Raw genomic sequence first — 15,707 nt, 5'->3', positions numbered from 1 at the left:
ATTAGAATACCTTCTTGCCTTCACGCCACACACGAGATACCAGTTGGTGATCATCCAAACGATGCGCTAGCACCAAGTCAGCACGCTTACCTTCCGCGATGACACCACGGTCAGTTAAGCCAAGAGCTTGTGCAGGATTCAATGTCGCCAATTGCACCGCTTGTGCTACACCGAGGTTGTTGCGCTCATCATTCACTAGCGTAAATACCGCGTCTAACAAGCTCACTGGGTAATAATCGGAAGACAAAATATCCAACACGCCCAAAGATGCCAGTTCATGCGCTGCGACGTTGCCCGAGTGCGAACCGCCACGAATCACGTTTGGCGCACCCATCATTACCTTCAATCCTAATTCATGAGAACGTTTCGCCGCTTCAACTGTGGTTGGGAACTCTGCGATGACCATGCCCAACTCTTTAGATTCCGTGACATGCGCGCTGGTTGCATCGTCATGGCTTGCGGTTGGAATATTCAAATCACGGCACTGACGGGTGATCTCGTCACGGTTCTGTTTCGACCAGCGCTGTGACTGAGCAACCTGGTCTTTTTCGTAGAGCGCCATTTCAGCATCCGTCATGTTGTACTTGCCCTGATAGTAAGTACGGTACTTATCAATGTTCACAAATTGACGCTGACCCGGCGCGTGATCCATCAAAGAAACCAACTGGACTTCTGGCATATTTACGTAACGCTCAAACAAGCCAACGGTGGTCGAGTGCGGCACTTCACAACGCAAGTGAATACGGTGCTCGGCACGGGTTAAACCACGCTTCTGGCTTTCTGCCACGGTATTAATAAACTGGTCGAGATTCTCTTGGCGATTGCCATCTCGATAGTCACCTAAAGCAACCGCATCAAGCACCGTGGTGATACCCGATCCAATCAACTGAGTATCATGAGCGCTCATTGCCGAAAGCGGTGGCCAGTTTACCTTTGGTCTTGGCGTGAAGTACTTCTCTAGATTGTCGGTATGCAGCTCAATTAAACCCGGCATCAAGAAGCCATTCTCACCATCAAAGGCACCCGGAAGTTGGCTTGTCGAGTCCGACATGTTGGCAATCACGCCGTCTCGCAACTCAACCGAGCCACGTACCACTTCATTTTCAAGCACCAGATTTACGTTGGTAATAATCATTTGCGTCAGCTCCCTTTACGCACACGCTGTGGTGAGTTGTTTTGGTGAAATGTCTTTTTGTAGCTTCACGTCATACAGTCGGTCAGCGACCAAATCTCGCGTTGCTTCATCATGGAAGATACCGATGATTGCAGCGCCGCCCGCTTTGGCTTCTTCAATCAAACTCACGACCACCGCACTGTTGGTCGCATCAAGCGAAGCCGTTGGCTCATCAAGCAGTAGGATTGGGTAATCAACAATAAAACCACGTGCGATGTTCACACGCTGCTGTTCACCACCAGAAAAGGTTGCAGGCGCTAAGTGCCACAAATGCTCAGGTACGTTTAAGCGAGTCAGCAGTAACTTAGCTCGCTCTTCGGCCTCTTGCACGCAGCCACCCATTTCCAACATAGGTTGCATGACCACTTCCAGTGCACTGATACGTGGAATCACACGTAAGAACTGGCTAACCCAACCTATGGTGTGCTTGCGCACGTTGATGATTTCTCTTGGGGTTGCCTTCGCAAGATCGAGCGTACTGCCTTGGTGTACAACGTTAATTGAGCCAGAGTCCACTAGGTAGTTGGCATATAGCGCGCGCAACAGCGTTGATTTGCCAGAACCTGAATGACCGTGTAAAACCACACATTCACCACTGTCTACTGAGAAGTTCGCACCAGTGAGAACTGGTAGTTCAACGCCGTTTTGATTGTGCAGCACAAAGGTTTTGCTAACGTTGTTTACAGTTAATTTGGTATTCATGTCATCGTCCTTAATTCTGCAATACAGAAGAAACTAGCAGTTGTGTGTATGGATGTTGAGGATCATCAAGCACTTGATCAGTAAGGCCGCTTTCTACTACTTCACTGCGGCGCATCACCATGAGTCGATGGGCAAGCAAGCGGGCCACAGCAAGATCGTGGGTTACGATCACCACGGCCAATTCAAGCTCTGTCACCAAACGGCGAAGAAGATCGAGCAACTTAGCTTGTACCGATACATCCAAGCCACCTGTCGGCTCATCCATAAAGATCAACTTAGGGTGAGTCACAAGGTTACGAGCGATCTGTAATCTCTGCTGCATACCGCCAGAGAAAGTCGTCGGCATGTCATCCATTCGATCCGTTGGGATCTCAACATCACCGAGCCATTTCGCGGATTTCTCACGAATTTCGCCATAGTTACGTTCGCCTACGGCCATTAGGCGTTCACCAATGTTACCGCCTGCCGACACTCGGCCGCGTAAGCCATCCATTGGATGTTGGTGCACCACGCCCCACTCTGTACGCAGCAAGTGACGACGCTGGCTTTCCGCCATTTGGTATAAATCTTCCAGTTGTGATATTTGTTTATCCGCGTCACCACGCAAGTAAATCACTTCACCGCTGTCTGGGGTTTGACGGCCAGAAAGCGACTTCAATAAGGTACTTTTACCCGAGCCCGACTCACCCACAATGCCCAACACTTCTCCAGGGAAAAGGTCAAAAGATACGTTCTGAAAGCCCTTACCCGGCGCATAAAGCTTAGTGAGATTAGAGACAGACAACAGAGGCTGCTCTGACTGGTTCCATTCGTGTTTCATGTTCGTCACAGCGTTCATGCGTTGTTCTCCTGTTGTTCGCGACAGTAATCCGTGTCTGAACACACGAACATATGTGAGCCTTGGTCATCCATAACGACTTCATCAAGGAAAGTATCTGTCGAACCACAAATCGCACATGGCTCGTCCCATTGTTGAATCTCAAATGGATGATCTTCAAAATCTAGGCTTTGAACCTTGGTGTAAGGAGGAACGGCGTAAATGCGCTTTTCACGACCGGCGCCAAACAGTTGTAGTGCTGCCATGTTGTCCATTTTTGGATTATCGAATTTAGGAATTGGCGATGGATCCATGATGTAGCGATCGTTTACTCGCACTGGGTAAGCGTAAGCTGTTGAGATGTGTCCAAAACGAGCGATGTCTTCATACAGTTTGACGTGCATGATTCCGTACTCTTGCAGCGCATGCATTTTACGAGTCTCAGTTTCACGTGGCTCAATAAAGCGCAGCGGCTCTGGGATAGGCACCTGATACACCAAGATCTGATCTTCTTGAAGATCAACTTCAGGGATACGGTGACGAGTCTGAATAATGCTCGCTTCCGTCGTTTTTTCAGTCGTATTTGCACTGGCGATGGACTTGAAGAACTCACGAATCGACACGGCGTTTGTTGTGTCATCAGCCCCTTGGTCGATCACTTTTAGCGTGTCAGGTTGGCCGATTATTGCAGCGGTGATCTGCACACCACCCGTTCCCCAACCGTAAGGCATTGGCATTTCGCGACCACCAAATGGCACTTGATAACCCGGAATGGAGACTGCTTTAAGCAAAGCACGACGAATCATTCGCTTGGTTTGCTCATCAAGGTAGCCGTAGTTATAACCCGTCGCACCTACTGAGTTCTGAGATGCTGTTTCTTCAGTATTGAATGGCGCTGAAGCGTTACCTATCGATGCATTAAGCGTTGCTGTGTTCATGACAGACCTCCTTGTACGTCATTACCTTGTTCGTCGTTACCTGGTTGAGCCATCAATTCATCGTGCTCTTTGTGCATTTTTCTCAGCAGTTCCAGTTCTGCTTGGAAATCGACGTAGTGAGGAAGTTTAAGGTGAGAGACAAAGCCTGCGGCTTCTACGTTGTCTGAGTGAGAAAGCACAAACTCTTCATCTTGAGCTGGGCCATCCACGGGTTCATCGTATTCTGCAGCTTGCAAAGAACGATCAACCAACGCCATCGACATTGCTTTACGTTCAGTAGCACCGAACGTTAAACCGTAGCCACGAGTCAGTTTTGCTTTCTGTTGTATGTTACCAACAAAGCCATTGATCATCTGGCACTCTGTCAGTTCAATTTCACCAATATCGATGCTGAAACCTAACTCTTCAGGCTCAATCGATAGCGTTGAAAAGCCCGTACGAATCTCGCCCGCGAAAGGGTGATTACGACCATAGCCACGTTGGGTCGAGTAGCTCAGTGCCAATAAGAAACCTTCATCGCCGCGCACCAAGTTTTGCAGGCGTGCGCTGCGGTTACATGGGTAGTTCACCGGATTCATGGTGATGTCTTCTGGTACTTGTTGGTCATCTTCTTCGGTCAACATCATGTCGAGGTTTTCGAGAATGCCCAGCACCTGAGGGCAAGGTTCAGAGTCAGTCACATCTTGCGTAGGGATCTGCGGTGTTTCCCCTTCGGCAAGTAGGCTGAAATCCAATAAGCGGTGCGTGTAATCGTAGGTTGGACCTAAGATCTGACCGCCCGGTAAATCTTTATAGGTTGCTGAAATACGACGTTCAATTCGCATTGTATTGGTATCAACGGGTTGCGCAGTGATCAGGCGAGGTAACGTGGTGCGATAAGCTCGCAACAGGAAGATAGCTTCAACCAAATCGCCCGCGGCTTGTTTGATGGCTAATGCCGCGAGTTGTTTGTCATAAATTCCGCCTTCCGTCATCACTCGGTCCACCGAACCTGACAGCTGCTCTTGAATCTGTTCAACGCTTAATTCTGGTAATTCAGGATTGCCGCGACGCTTCTTCGCTTGCAGTTGGTGCGCCAAACTAATGGCCTTTTCACCACCTTTTACAGCAACGTACATGTTGTCGCCTCCACTTTAGTTGTACGAGGCAAACACAGCACTTGCTGGTTCGCCACAAAGATAAAGTCGACACCTAATGGGAACTTCACCAATGATTGACGTTCTTTAAGGTGAGCAATAAAGCCCGCCGGCAATCCGCTAAAAAACGCAGCTTGTTCACTTTGAATACCCGGGCCACTCAGAGACAGTTCAGTTCCCGACGTTAAGCTATCAACCTCAATCACAACTGTTGTTGAGGTATCTGGGTACTCTTCGTTACCGAGATTGAATGTCAGTTCTGACCAATCAACATCCTGTAGATCTTGTGCTGAAATCGCAGCAAAGCTCGCTTGTTGAGTCTGCTCTACAATCGGAGCGCCAATGTGAAACTTGATGTTTTCAGTGACCGCGTGATCAGCTTTTAATGTCGAAGATAGCCAGGTTGGCGTTGCATTGTCGGCCATGGAAAGTAGCGTTTGAGCGGCTGCACTCATCATTGAACCAAAGCCTTCGCAACGATTTAGTGTTACGACGGTACCGGGTTCAGACATCGCCTTGAGCAGCAATCGAAAGCACTGCTGACTGTCATGAACTGCATCTTGAAATGCAGGAGAAATCATACTCATTGAATTCGTTCTAACCTGTTTAATTCGTTAATCTTATTCTTGAATGCCATGGAATTCTTAGGCTTGCCCGCGAAGCTTTTCCTTCACTAAATCAGTTCTCACCGTAGACCTAGTCTTCCTCGCGAATCTAATCTTTACTGCGAACCCAATCTTCTCCGCGAACCTAGTCTTCACCACGAACCATAGTAAAAAAGTCCACTTTGCTTGAAGCCACTTCTTGGCGACGTTGACTGTCTCGTTCATGTTTCATCGCAGCCAAAGGCTCTATCAGTTGCGTGTTGATCACTTCGGCTTGCTGTCCGTTTTGCATCAGGGCATCGACGACTGCTGCTAGCTCTGCATGAGGCTTGCTTCGCCCCTGTAGGTAGCTGTAACCAAGCTCTCCACTCGTTAGCTTGATAACGGCACGAGTAATCGTGACATCCCCCATGTTGAACTGACGGCCTGTTGAGCCCATACGTGCACGCACTTGTGCTAAACCAATCTCTGGTTGGCGAACCATTGCGTATTCCGCGTCTAGCCCTAATGCTTCCCAGCGCGTTTTCAATTCTGAGAACTGGCTCTGCGCGAGTACTGACATCCACTTTTGTCGCTCTTTCAAAGCTGTCATTTAGTGCTCCATTACAATTTCGGTTGCGTCGGCACGGGTGTTCGAACTTGAAAATTCCGCTATCACTTGCGTGCCTTTGATTACGTTGGTGGTTTTAATTTTTAGTAGCGGTGTACTGGTGCTGATTTGCAACAAACGACACTCTTCATTGGTTGGGATTTTCGCGCCCACTCGAGTCTCTTTTCGCTCTAAATCAGTATCCAAGCCACGCTGAATAAATTGATGCAAAGAACCGTTGGTGAAGTTCTTAAGAATCGGCCACCACGCCACATTGGGTAGGTAGTGGTCGATAATAGTTCTCGGTGTATCTCCGGTTTTTCGCAGGGTACGGATGTGAATAACCTTGCTCCCCTCTTCAATCTTCAAGTAGCCCGCAATCTTTGGGGGTACATTGATAAGACGAGATTGAAGCACCTCACATCTTGGCATCGCGCCTTGCTCAATCAGGTTCTTGGTGAAATGTGCTCCCGAGTGAAGTCGATATTCACTTGGCTGACGAATCACCATGTTGCCTTTGCCTTGGTGGCGTTGAATCAAGCCCGTTGACACGAGTTCATCGACTGCACGGCGAAGCGTGTGACGGTTTACTGCAAAGCGCTCAGCCAATTTGGATTCAGGTGGTAAATAGTCACCTGGCACAAAGTGATCTTTCACTTCCTTTTCAAGCTCTGAGGCAATATCTAAGTAAACGGGCATAAGGGTTTCCTTTCCTAAAATTCAATCACTTATCTAGACAAGTTTGGTTAAATAGGCATCTTAGATGCCTAGATAAACTTCTTACGGATGATTTGAGAAACGAAGTCGATAATGCTTACCGTCACAATAACAATCGCCATGATTGCGGCGGTTTGTTGCAGCTGGAAACCTGAGATAGATTGCCAAAGCAGCACACCGATACCACCTGCGCCAACCATGCCGACAACCGTTGCCGAGCGAATGTTCGACTCCAAGCGGTACAGTGAGTACGAAATCCAAAGTGGTAACACCTGTGGAATTACGCCGTAAAGAATCACTTCGATAGGATTCGCGCCTGTCGCTTTCACACCTTCCATCGGTCCGGGTTCAATCGCTTCAATCGCTTCAGCAAAGAGCTTGGCAAGCACGCCCGTTGTGTGAATGAACAGCGCCATCACGCCTGCAAATGGCCCTAACCCGACAACCACGACAAACAGCATTGCAAACACCATTTCATTGATAGCGCGTAAACAGTCCATCAATCGACGAATTGGAAATGTCACCCAGCTCGGCATCAGGTTTTCAGCACTCAGAATGCCGAATGGAATCGCTAACAGAATCGATAACACGGTTCCCCAAATACCCACTTGAATCGTCACCAGCATTTCGGTTAAGTACACATTGCTTTCACTAAAGTCAGCAGGGAAAAAGTCTTTACCTAACTGAACCATGTTCTCTGGGTGTTCAAAGAACATCATTGGTGCCATTTCCGCGCCTTGCCACGCCCAGCTAAGGACCCATAGTGCTATCACAGCAATCACGCCGTTTTTAATCGACAGCTTTGATGAAGGCTCGTAACGTTGAGTCATTGCAGTCATTGTTCTCATACTCTTTTATAGCGCCGCCCACAGCGGCGCAGGGGAATTGGATTAACCTTTCAGCGCATCAATTTCTGTTTGCAGCTGGTCGATTTCGGCTTGGTTTTGCGCCATACGATCGGCTCTCACTTTCTCGCTAAGGTTGCTGTTGTTTTCCGCTTCAACCAGCTTCTTAAACGCTTCCATTTGACGAATAGGCAGTAGTTGGTTGTTATCTGTAGCAGCAAAGCCAGACCAAGCCAGTTGATTTAGGTTTTTAAGCTGCTCAGGCTGTTCGCCGTAGCTCACGAAGAAATCACGCGCCTTTTCTTTTAAACCTTCATCTAAATCTTTGCGGTAGGTAATCACATCTGATGGGATGAGCTCTGACTGCCAAACCACCTTCAGCTTGCTAAACAGCTCAGGGTTCTGATCTTCAATACGAATAAGGCTCATGGTGTGATTAGTTGCGACATCGACTTGGTTATTCGCTACGGCCATCACGTTAGCGCCATGGCTTGCGGTCACATTGCGGTGAAAGTCATTCGCGGAGATGCCATTGTTGGCAAATGCTTCGAAGTTCGGAACGAGGAAGCCCGAAGTAGAGTTAGGATCGCCATTACCAAGCTTGAGGGTTTTGTGTTGCTCTAGAACATCTTCAAGTGTGTTGATGTTGTCGTTTTCAGCGTTAACAATCAGTAAGCTGTAATAGCCCTGTAAGCCATCTTCATCGATGTAACGAACGAAGGCTTCAGCGTTTGCACGGTCAACAGCTTCCATTGCCGCCTTGTTTCCGTAGTAAGCAAAATCCACTTTGCCAAAACGTTGTGCCTGAATGATGCCTGCGTAATCGGGTGCGAAATAGGCGTTCACTGGCATGCCTAACGCTTTACCTAGATCATCCAGAAGAGGCTCCCAGCGGCTACGCAAGTTTTGTTGTGCATCGGTAGCGATGATGCCAAAGTTAATCGAATCTTTAGCAAAAGCGTGGCCAGCAGTGAGAGTCGTCATCAACACAGTTGCTAGCGTCACGGCCTTTTTAATCCCTGATTTCATTGAATGAAACATCTTAAATTCCCTGATACTTAAAAAGACGCAGCGAGCACGTCGTTAGGTTGAATATGTGGCGTGTTTGTCGATTTTTTAGAACGATATAGATCTTCAAGCTGAGGCTTAGTCAGTTCCGCACTCTTACCTTCGTAGAACACTTGGCCGTCTTTAAGCGCGATGATGTTTTCGCAATACTTAAGAGCGTGGTCGACTTGGTGGAGTGTTACGATCACAGGAATGCCTTCCTTTTGATTGATGTCCGTAAGTAGCTCCATCACGATGCGTGCTGATTCTGGATCAAGCGAAGCAATTGGCTCATCGGCAAAAATGATTTTGGCTTTCTGCATCAGCGCACGTGCGATTGCGACACGCTGTTGTTGACCACCTGATAGGTTACCAACGCGTTGGCCTGCAAAATCTTCCATGCCAACGCGACGCAGTGCTTCAAGCGCCTCTTGCTGTTGTTCAACCGTAAAAATACCCGTCAGAGTGCGCCACTTAGGTGTTGAGCTCAGTGCGCCAATCAATACATTGGTCATCACAGATAAGCGGTTAACGAGATTGAATTGTTGGAAGATGTAACCCGCTTGCGCACGGATGTCGCGGACATTGCTGTCTGCCTTACCGTTCGCCTGTACCGTTTGGCCAAGCACGTTAATTTGAGAGTCGGTGCTTTTATCTCCGATGATCAGACCGCTTAAGTGACGAAGCAGTGTAGATTTACCTGAACCAGACGGACCAAGTAGCGCCGTCATCTTACGACTGGTAATCGTCAAATTGATGCCATTCAGTGCCTTGTTCGAACCGAATGTTTTGTTGACCTTCTTAACTTCAATGATGTTATTCATCGTCAATGTCCCTGTTTGATTTAAGGCCACTTTGACGTTTGAATATTAAAGTTACGTGTCGGTTTATTTGCAGAAATGAAATATTTCAAAGGGTTAGTCAACTTATCTAGACAAGCTTAACTCGCTGTTTTAAATGCCAAAAAACCAAGGAATTTGCGGGAGAATATCAACTTATATATGGAGGTAATTCACAGTAATTTGACAATAAAAAGCGCAATAAACATCGCAACGGCTTGGTGTTCTCCAAACAACAGATACACAACTCCAATAGCTACTAAATTCACATACAAAAAAGCACCCCATAAAGGAGTGCTCAAAGTGATTCATTTTGAAGCGATAACAATACCGGTTAGTCAAAACCTAAATAGACGGCACTCTATGTTGTCGGAAAAATCTACGTTGTCAGTAACCTTATATTTTCGATAAAGACGGTTGAGAGCGAGCTAAATGTAACCTTGATACGGTGACTATAGAGATAAAGCCAACAACTGCACTACCAAAGATACTCCACAGCACCCATTGATAGCCTCCCATCTGCCAGATAACCGCGCCAAAGTATGGCGACAACGCAAATGCGAGCAAATAAGGCACTGCCATTGCGCCCGCCAAAGAACCAAAGTTAGCCTCGCCCATCACCTCACGAGTCGTTAAAGGCTTCACAATACTCATCACCCCATAAGCTGAGCCTTGTAGGAGCACAAAACCAAACACCAGATACAAAACGTTCTCAGACAGAATCAAACACAAGGTCGCACAACAGATACTCATAAAGCACGCAACGGTGATACGCATGATCGACCAGTGTTTATCAACCAACAACCACATCACACGCCCGGCGACCTGCATTGGACCTATCAAAGAGATCACCAATATTGCTAAGTCATCAGGAACATTACGCTCATCTAATAATGGCAATAGATGGTTTAACACCACACCATGATTAAGCGCGAGCATAGAGAAACCACAAGCAAGCAGCCAAAACATGGGATTCGATAGATATGAAGCAGAACTAAAACGATCGCTTGAACCTTGTGAGACCGTCGGAGGAACTTGTGGCAGAACACCGGCGTTGGAAGGCAAATTAAACCGAGCAAGCGATTTAGTATTGATGAACAGTAACGGAGCGGCGACGAAAAAAACGACTCCGGAAAAAACCTGTAATGTCACCGTTGGGCCGTAATGCTGAGCTAAGTAATGAACCGTTGGAAAGCAAATGGTACTCGCAAAGCCTGCTACTAAGGTGATCATAGTGATCGCACGCTTGGCTTTGGTTTTTAAGCTACGAATCAGAAAGGCGAAGCAAGGTTCATAAAGGCAACCCGCCATTGCGATTCCCATCAATCCCCAGAGCAAGTAAAACCAAGCAAGTTGGTCTACCAAGCTAACCAAAAACAGAAGCAAGCCACCAATGACCGCCGAAACAGTCATCATCAGCGCACCATAACCTTTGTCAATTAAGCGGCCAGCAGGCAAAGCCGCAATGGCAGACACGCCCACCGCCAGCGTCAGCCCTAACATGAATTCAGACCGACTCCAGTCGTGTACTTGCTCCCAATGCAGAAGCATCGCCGGAAAAACGTAATAGAGACAACACCAGAGCAACGTCTGACCGAGGGCTAAACCCCAAACCGCTTTGTTCATAAATCCACACTTCTAGAAAATTCGAATAATTTAAATACAGTTATAGTAAAAGACAGCATCACCTGCTTACCCTATCGCTCAAAAGTGACAATCTAAAGAAAACCAGATGAATAGTTTGCGAAGCATGTTTTCAGCTGAATGTAGAACTTGTCCTAGATCATCAAAACATTCAATAACGCAACCTTTGGTTTTAAATATGTAAACCTTGATGAAGTTTAAGAAATTAAACCTGATTTACCTATTTCGAGTGATCATGTTCAAATTTCGTTCGTGATTTAGCTCTAAAACTTAAGATTTGTTGATGTTTTAGACGCTTACGTTAGGTTTACAGAAGTTTACTGGGCATTGTGGAAATACCACCAAAGGAGTAGATTTCAGTCATTGAGTTCAAAAATGTAAACCGAAATCATGAATGTAAAACAAGTTCGATTCACCGATGAAGACAGAGAATGCTTACGCAATTACTTCCGCTTAGCAGACACAATTGCCGATTTGATTGGTCCCTATTGTGAAGTAGTCATCCATTCATTTGAAAGCTTAGAAAACTCAGTCGTGAAGATCGTCAACGGTCATCATACGGGGCGTGAAATTGGTTCACCGATTACCGATTTAGGTTTACGCATGTGGAGTGCATTCGAGAAGACTGGCGAAGTTTCTCCAAAAAGCTACTTCACCAATGCAGCAGACGGATCCCTACTGAAATCGACTACCTGCGTATTGGCTGGTCCACAACAAAAGCCGATTGGCATGCTGTGTATCAACATGAACTTGTCTTTCCCATTCCCAGAAATCGTCAAAACACTGATGCCGCAGTGCAATGTGCCGCAAGCCATTGTCAGCGAAACATTCAGCAACAATGCAAACGACGTGATTCAACAAGCATTGAGTTCAGCCATTAACGAGGTTGACCAAGACGAGTCGGTTTCTTCCAAAGGTCGCAATAAAGCCATCATTCGTTGTTTATTTGATAACGGAGTATTTGAGCTAAAAGAGACGACTACACAAGTATCAGAGCAGCTTGGGATCAGCCGACAGGCGGTTTACAAGTTTATCCGTGAATTTAAATCAGAATAAAACCAATAATTTAGGAGTTACATCGTGAAACAGATCATTGCCACTGAACAAGCACCTGCAGCTATCGGTCCCTACTCACAAGGTACGTCTTACGGCGACATGGTTTATACATCAGGCCAATTACCTCTCGTTCCAGAAACGATGCAGTTTGTTGAGGGCGGCATCAAAGAGCAGGCTCGTCAGTCTCTTGAAAACTTAAAAGCGGTATTAGAAGCGAGTAATGCGGGACTGGACACAGTGCTTAAGACAACCTGCTTCCTATCTGACATGGAGAACTTCGTTGCCTTTAACGAAGTGTACACAGAGGTGTTTGGTACAGAGAACGCACCTGCTCGCTCTTGTGTTGAAGCAGCACGACTACCAAAAGACGCACTGGTTGAAGTTGAAGCCATCGCATACAAAAAATAACCGATTTAGATATTAATGGGTATCATAGGAGATTCTCATGAGCGTTTCATTTATCGCATTAAGCGTACTGTTCTTTGGGTTCTACGCACTGTTGTCGAACTTCAAAAAGCAAAAGAAAAGTTTTAACTTCCGCGTACTGAGTGCGCTTGCTGCTGGCTTACTGTTCGGTGGCGCAATTCAACTTGTTTTCGGTGTCGGCAACGTTGCGACATCTGGCTTTGCTGAACTGATTTCGGTGTTCGGTAAAGGCTACATCAAACTTCTACAAATGATCGTTATCCCACTGGTATTCGTGGCGATGATCTCTTCGATCATGAACGTTGAAGGCGGCGGCGCGCTATCTCGTATCGCACCAAAAATCATCGGTATTCTACTTTTCACTTGTGCAATCTCAGCAGCCGTTGGTATCGCAAGTATTTACCTATTTGGTATCGATGCGAACGCGCTAGTAAGCACAATCGGCACAAACAGTGCGATTGAAGCTCGCGGTGATTCACTGGTAGCAACACAAGATGCAATGGCGAGCAGTGGTCTGTCTGGTATGGCTCTGTCTATCATTCCAACCAACATCTTTGACATGCTAACGGGTTCTCAACGTACTTCTACTCTATCAACTGTACTGTTCGGTATGTTCCTTGGTTACTGTATCCTTCAAGTGAAAAACCGTAAGCCAGAGAAAGTGCAAAACTTCGTTGATTTCATCAACTCTGCAAAAGAAGTGGTGCTTTCAATGGTGCGTGAAATTCTGAAGCTAACGCCTTACGGTGTATTCGCTCTGATGACTACGTTCATGATGACTAACGACCTGTTCGCACTTGCAGAGATGGGACGCTTCCTTCTAGCAAGCTACGTAGCAATTGGCGTTATGTTCGGCATCCACTTCGTCATGGTGTCCATGTTCGGTCTTTCTCCTGCTAAGTTCATGAAGAAAATCTGGCCAGTATTGGTGTTCGGTTTCGGTTCTCGTTCAAGCATGGCAGCTATCCCGCTGAACGTTGAAACACAAACTCAACGCCTAGGTGTCGACGAAGAAACAGCAAACATGTCAGCAACATTTGGTACCAGTATCGGTCAAAACGGTTGTGCGGGTATTTACCCAGCAATGCTCGCTATCATGGCGGCACAAGTCATGGGTATGCCTGTAGACTTAAGCTTCATCCTACAACTGATCGCTGTTATCGCAATTGCTTCATTCGGTATCGCAGGTGTTGGTGGCGGTGCAACGTTCGCAGCAGTAGCGGTACTGACCATCATGGGTCTAGACATCACAGTAGTCGCGATTCTAGTGTCTATCGAAGCGTTAATTGACATGGCTCGTACAGCGCTGAACATCTCAGGCTCGATGTTGTCAGGCGTTCTTACAGCGAAGAAGAATGGCTCATTGGATACTGAACAATACGACGCTGACGTTACAGCGACAGTATCAAAAGAAGCAGCAGTATAATTCTCAAACTTAATTAAGAGCACTCCACTTGAGTGCTCTTCTGTTTTTCCTGAGTTCAGGTTATTTAGGTAGTAAATATGAAAGTTGTTGTTATAGGCGGTAGCGCCGCGGGGATGAGTTTCGCAGCAAAATACAAACGTAATCAACCATCAGACGAAGTCATCGTTTTAGATAAGCGTAGCTACATCTCTTTCGGAGCCTGTGGCTTACCTTACTTTGCAGGCGGCATGTTTGATGACACAGAACGAATGATCTCTCGTACGCCAGAACAAGCCATCAAATCTGGTTTAGATGTTCGTGTAGAAACAGAAATGGTGTCGTTCGACCACACTGAAAAACAGATTACGGTGCGTCACCAAAACGTAGAGAGCACTATCGATTACGATATGTTAGTGATTGCGACAGGCGCACGCCCAATAGTTCCCTCATTCGGTGAATTCAATCCAGAACACGTTTACACACTAACAAGCATGGAAGATGGCTTAGCAGTCAAAGATGCACTTAAAAATGCTAGTAAACAACGCGTGTGTGTCATTGGCGCAGGCTTTATAGGGCTGGAAGTCTTCGATGCGGCACATGGCTTAGATAAGTACGTGACGATTATCGAGCGTGAACAGCACATAATGAGCCGTCAGTTCAGCCCAGAGATCATTGAAGTAGTTGAAGGTGCAATTCGTGAATCCGGTGCTGACCTTAAAACAGGTTGCAGCGTGTCTGCGATTCGCGATGCCGAGCAAGGTGGTTACATCGTAGAAACCGATAACGGCAATGTAGAAGCTGATGTCGTGATCCTGTCACTCGGTTTCAAACCAAACACTGAAGCATTCGAACTACCAAAAGCCGCAAATGGTGCGTTGTTGGTGAATGAATATGGTGCTACTGAAGACGCTTACATCCATGCAGTAGGTGACTGTGCCGTTGTCCATCATATGGCACTAGGCAAACCCGTTTATGTTCCTCTAGCAACTACAGCCAACAAACAAGCACGCATGATGGCAGACAAGCTAGCAGGAAAAGACACTTACATGTCGGGCTTCTTGGGTTCATCTTGTTTGAAAGTACTCGACTACGAACTGGCGTGTACAGGCATATCTGAACTTCTGGCGAAAGAGCATAGCTTAGATGTGAAAGTATCAACGATTTCAGATAAGAACCAAACGGATTACTACCCAGGCCAAGAAGACATCAAGGTGAAGTTGGTTTATCACCCAGAGACTAAGGTTCTTCTAGGTGGTGAGATCGTAGGTAAGAAAGGAGCGGTTGGCCGTATTAACGCACTAGCGGTAGCTATCACCGCGAAGATGACGACTCAACAACTAGGCTACATGGATTTCTGTTACGCTCCCCCATTTTCACGTACTTGGGATGCGCTGAACGTGGCAGGTAACGTAGCAAAATAACGAGTGTAAGTTCTGAGGAACGTACAGTTAAAACATCAAAGCAGAGCCTGAGCGCTCTGCTTTTTAATACCTAAGCGATACTGAACCTGAAGCAGAGTAAGATAACGACGTATCTAAAGGTATTTGAGCTTTATTTTGCCAAATTCAATGTCTCGTCCTAAAATACATTGACAATATTTCTACTAAGCCAACAGCGTCAGCTGTTGGCTTTTTTCATGCACCTCATTTGGAGTTTTCATTCTGAGACTAAGGTGCGGCCTCATGTTGTTATAGGTACTTATAGACTCTTTTACTAGGGCGTGTTGATCTTTGCTGTACATTTCGTGTTCAACAATACATCGGTAGC

The 15,707-nt window shown here is 46.6% G+C and carries 16 protein-coding genes and 1 pseudogene; 4 read left to right on the top strand and 13 right to left on the bottom strand.

Annotated elements, in window-relative coordinates; genetic code table 11:
• Position 1: 1 nt before the first annotated feature.
• The 12 genes from phnM to AB6D06_RS18690 all read right to left on the bottom strand — a co-directional run bounded on the left by phnM (position 2) and on the right by AB6D06_RS18690 (position 11,035).
• On the bottom strand, positions 2-1,135 hold the full coding sequence (phnM, locus tag AB6D06_RS18745; protein ID WP_017066702.1) for an alpha-D-ribose 1-methylphosphonate 5-triphosphate diphosphatase: 1,134 nt from the start codon (positions 1,133-1,135) through the stop codon (positions 2-4).
• Positions 1,136-1,150: 15 nt separating this feature from the next.
• Positions 1,151-1,876, bottom strand: a complete 726-nt coding sequence (gene phnL / locus AB6D06_RS18740; protein WP_017066703.1) for a phosphonate C-P lyase system protein PhnL — start codon at positions 1,874-1,876, stop codon at positions 1,151-1,153.
• 10 nt (positions 1,877-1,886) lie between these two features.
• Entirely contained in the window at positions 1,887-2,714 is an 828-nt protein-coding gene (phnK, locus tag AB6D06_RS18735) for a phosphonate C-P lyase system protein PhnK (protein WP_017066704.1), read from the bottom strand.
• Complete coding sequence (locus tag AB6D06_RS18730; protein ID WP_017066705.1) at positions 2,711-3,631, bottom strand: alpha-D-ribose 1-methylphosphonate 5-phosphate C-P-lyase PhnJ; 921 nt, start codon at positions 3,629-3,631, stop codon at positions 2,711-2,713. Before AB6D06_RS18730 ends, phnK begins: the two co-directional genes overlap by 4 nt.
• On the bottom strand, positions 3,628-4,749 hold the full coding sequence (locus tag AB6D06_RS18725) for a carbon-phosphorus lyase complex subunit PhnI (protein ID WP_017066706.1): 1,122 nt from the start codon (positions 4,747-4,749) through the stop codon (positions 3,628-3,630). The genes AB6D06_RS18730 and AB6D06_RS18725 overlap by 4 nt, the downstream gene beginning before the upstream one ends.
• Complete coding sequence (gene phnH / locus AB6D06_RS18720; RefSeq protein ID WP_372101066.1) at positions 4,734-5,354, bottom strand: phosphonate C-P lyase system protein PhnH; 621 nt, start codon at positions 5,352-5,354, stop codon at positions 4,734-4,736. Before phnH ends, AB6D06_RS18725 begins: the two co-directional genes overlap by 16 nt.
• A gap of 163 nt (positions 5,355-5,517) precedes the next feature.
• Positions 5,518-5,964, bottom strand: coding sequence for a phosphonate C-P lyase system protein PhnG (gene phnG, locus AB6D06_RS18715; RefSeq protein ID WP_017066708.1), 447 nt, complete (start codon positions 5,962-5,964; stop codon positions 5,518-5,520).
• Positions 5,965-6,660 carry a phosphonate metabolism transcriptional regulator PhnF gene (phnF, locus tag AB6D06_RS18710; protein ID WP_017066709.1) on the bottom strand — a complete coding sequence of 232 codons (696 nt, stop codon included), beginning with the start codon at positions 6,658-6,660 and terminating at the stop codon, positions 5,965-5,967.
• A gap of 68 nt (positions 6,661-6,728) precedes the next feature.
• Positions 6,729-7,517 carry a phosphonate ABC transporter, permease protein PhnE gene (phnE, locus tag AB6D06_RS18705; protein ID WP_372111348.1) on the bottom strand — a complete coding sequence of 263 codons (789 nt, stop codon included), beginning with the start codon at positions 7,515-7,517 and terminating at the stop codon, positions 6,729-6,731.
• A gap of 51 nt (positions 7,518-7,568) precedes the next feature.
• Positions 7,569-8,564: a phosphonate ABC transporter substrate-binding protein gene (phnD, locus tag AB6D06_RS18700; protein ID WP_017067517.1), complete on the bottom strand. Its 996-nt coding sequence runs from the start codon at positions 8,562-8,564 to the stop codon at positions 7,569-7,571.
• Positions 8,565-8,581: 17 nt separating this feature from the next.
• Positions 8,582-9,394 carry a phosphonate ABC transporter ATP-binding protein gene (gene phnC, locus AB6D06_RS18695; protein ID WP_017067518.1) on the bottom strand — a complete coding sequence of 271 codons (813 nt, stop codon included), beginning with the start codon at positions 9,392-9,394 and terminating at the stop codon, positions 8,582-8,584.
• 411 nt (positions 9,395-9,805) lie between these two features.
• Positions 9,806-11,035 carry an MFS transporter gene (locus tag AB6D06_RS18690; protein ID WP_372101069.1) on the bottom strand — a complete coding sequence of 410 codons (1,230 nt, stop codon included), beginning with the start codon at positions 11,033-11,035 and terminating at the stop codon, positions 9,806-9,808.
• A gap of 408 nt (positions 11,036-11,443) precedes the next feature.
• Here AB6D06_RS18690 and AB6D06_RS18685 point away from each other — a divergent pair, with 408 nt between their 5' ends.
• From AB6D06_RS18685 to AB6D06_RS18670, 4 genes are all read left to right on the top strand, one after another.
• A complete protein-coding gene (locus tag AB6D06_RS18685; RefSeq protein WP_372101071.1) occupies positions 11,444-12,109 on the top strand; it encodes a transcriptional regulator in 666 nt (221 codons plus the stop codon).
• Positions 12,110-12,133: 24 nt separating this feature from the next.
• Positions 12,134-12,517 carry a RidA family protein gene (locus AB6D06_RS18680; RefSeq protein ID WP_017111552.1) on the top strand — a complete coding sequence of 128 codons (384 nt, stop codon included), beginning with the start codon at positions 12,134-12,136 and terminating at the stop codon, positions 12,515-12,517.
• A 37-nt stretch (positions 12,518-12,554) separates the two neighbouring features.
• Positions 12,555-13,961 (top strand): cation:dicarboxylate symporter family transporter, encoded by a 1,407-nt coding sequence (locus tag AB6D06_RS18675; protein WP_017102501.1) that lies wholly within the window; start codon positions 12,555-12,557, stop codon positions 13,959-13,961.
• 77 nt (positions 13,962-14,038) lie between these two features.
• Entirely contained in the window at positions 14,039-15,361 is a 1,323-nt protein-coding gene (locus AB6D06_RS18670; protein ID WP_372101073.1) for a CoA-disulfide reductase, read from the top strand.
• A 182-nt stretch (positions 15,362-15,543) separates the two neighbouring features.
• Here the strand turns inward: AB6D06_RS18670 and AB6D06_RS18665 are convergent.
• Positions 15,544-15,707, bottom strand: a pseudogene (locus AB6D06_RS18665) (IS3 family transposase); the annotation flags it as partial.

Origin of the sequence: Vibrio sp. 10N.239.311.G01, assembly GCF_041465805.1 — a bacterium.
Classification (GTDB): Bacteria; Pseudomonadota; Gammaproteobacteria; order Enterobacterales; family Vibrionaceae; genus Vibrio; species Vibrio crassostreae_C.
This window is presented reverse-complemented; position numbering and strand designations above follow the sequence as displayed.

Excerpts from the sequence above, each read along its gene's own strand:
- phnD (WP_017067517.1), bottom strand. The coding sequence starts at position 8,564 with ATGTTTCATTCAATGAAATCAGGGATTAAAAAGGCCGTGACGCTAGCA.
- phnC (WP_017067518.1), bottom strand. The coding sequence starts at position 9,394 with ATGAATAACATCATTGAAGTTAAGAAGGTCAACAAAACATTCGGTTCG.
- phnL (WP_017066703.1), bottom strand. The coding sequence starts at position 1,876 with ATGAATACCAAATTAACTGTAAACAACGTTAGCAAAACCTTTGTGCTG.
- phnE (WP_372111348.1), bottom strand. The coding sequence starts at position 7,517 with ATGACTGCAATGACTCAACGTTACGAGCCTTCATCAAAGCTGTCGATT.
- AB6D06_RS18675 (WP_017102501.1), top strand. The coding sequence starts at position 12,555 with ATGAGCGTTTCATTTATCGCATTAAGCGTACTGTTCTTTGGGTTCTAC.
- AB6D06_RS18690 (WP_372101069.1), bottom strand. The coding sequence starts at position 11,035 with ATGAACAAAGCGGTTTGGGGTTTAGCCCTCGGTCAGACGTTGCTCTGG.
- phnK (WP_017066704.1), bottom strand. The coding sequence starts at position 2,714 with ATGAACGCTGTGACGAACATGAAACACGAATGGAACCAGTCAGAGCAG.
- phnM (WP_017066702.1), bottom strand. The coding sequence starts at position 1,135 with ATGATTATTACCAACGTAAATCTGGTGCTTGAAAATGAAGTGGTACGT.
- phnF (WP_017066709.1), bottom strand. The coding sequence starts at position 6,660 with ATGCCCGTTTACTTAGATATTGCCTCAGAGCTTGAAAAGGAAGTGAAA.
- AB6D06_RS18670 (WP_372101073.1), top strand. The coding sequence starts at position 14,039 with ATGAAAGTTGTTGTTATAGGCGGTAGCGCCGCGGGGATGAGTTTCGCA.
- AB6D06_RS18685 (WP_372101071.1), top strand. The coding sequence starts at position 11,444 with ATGAATGTAAAACAAGTTCGATTCACCGATGAAGACAGAGAATGCTTA.
- AB6D06_RS18730 (WP_017066705.1), bottom strand. The coding sequence starts at position 3,631 with ATGAACACAGCAACGCTTAATGCATCGATAGGTAACGCTTCAGCGCCA.
- AB6D06_RS18725 (WP_017066706.1), bottom strand. The coding sequence starts at position 4,749 with ATGTACGTTGCTGTAAAAGGTGGTGAAAAGGCCATTAGTTTGGCGCAC.
- phnH (WP_372101066.1), bottom strand. The coding sequence starts at position 5,354 with ATGAGTATGATTTCTCCTGCATTTCAAGATGCAGTTCATGACAGTCAG.
- phnG (WP_017066708.1), bottom strand. The coding sequence starts at position 5,964 with ATGACAGCTTTGAAAGAGCGACAAAAGTGGATGTCAGTACTCGCGCAG.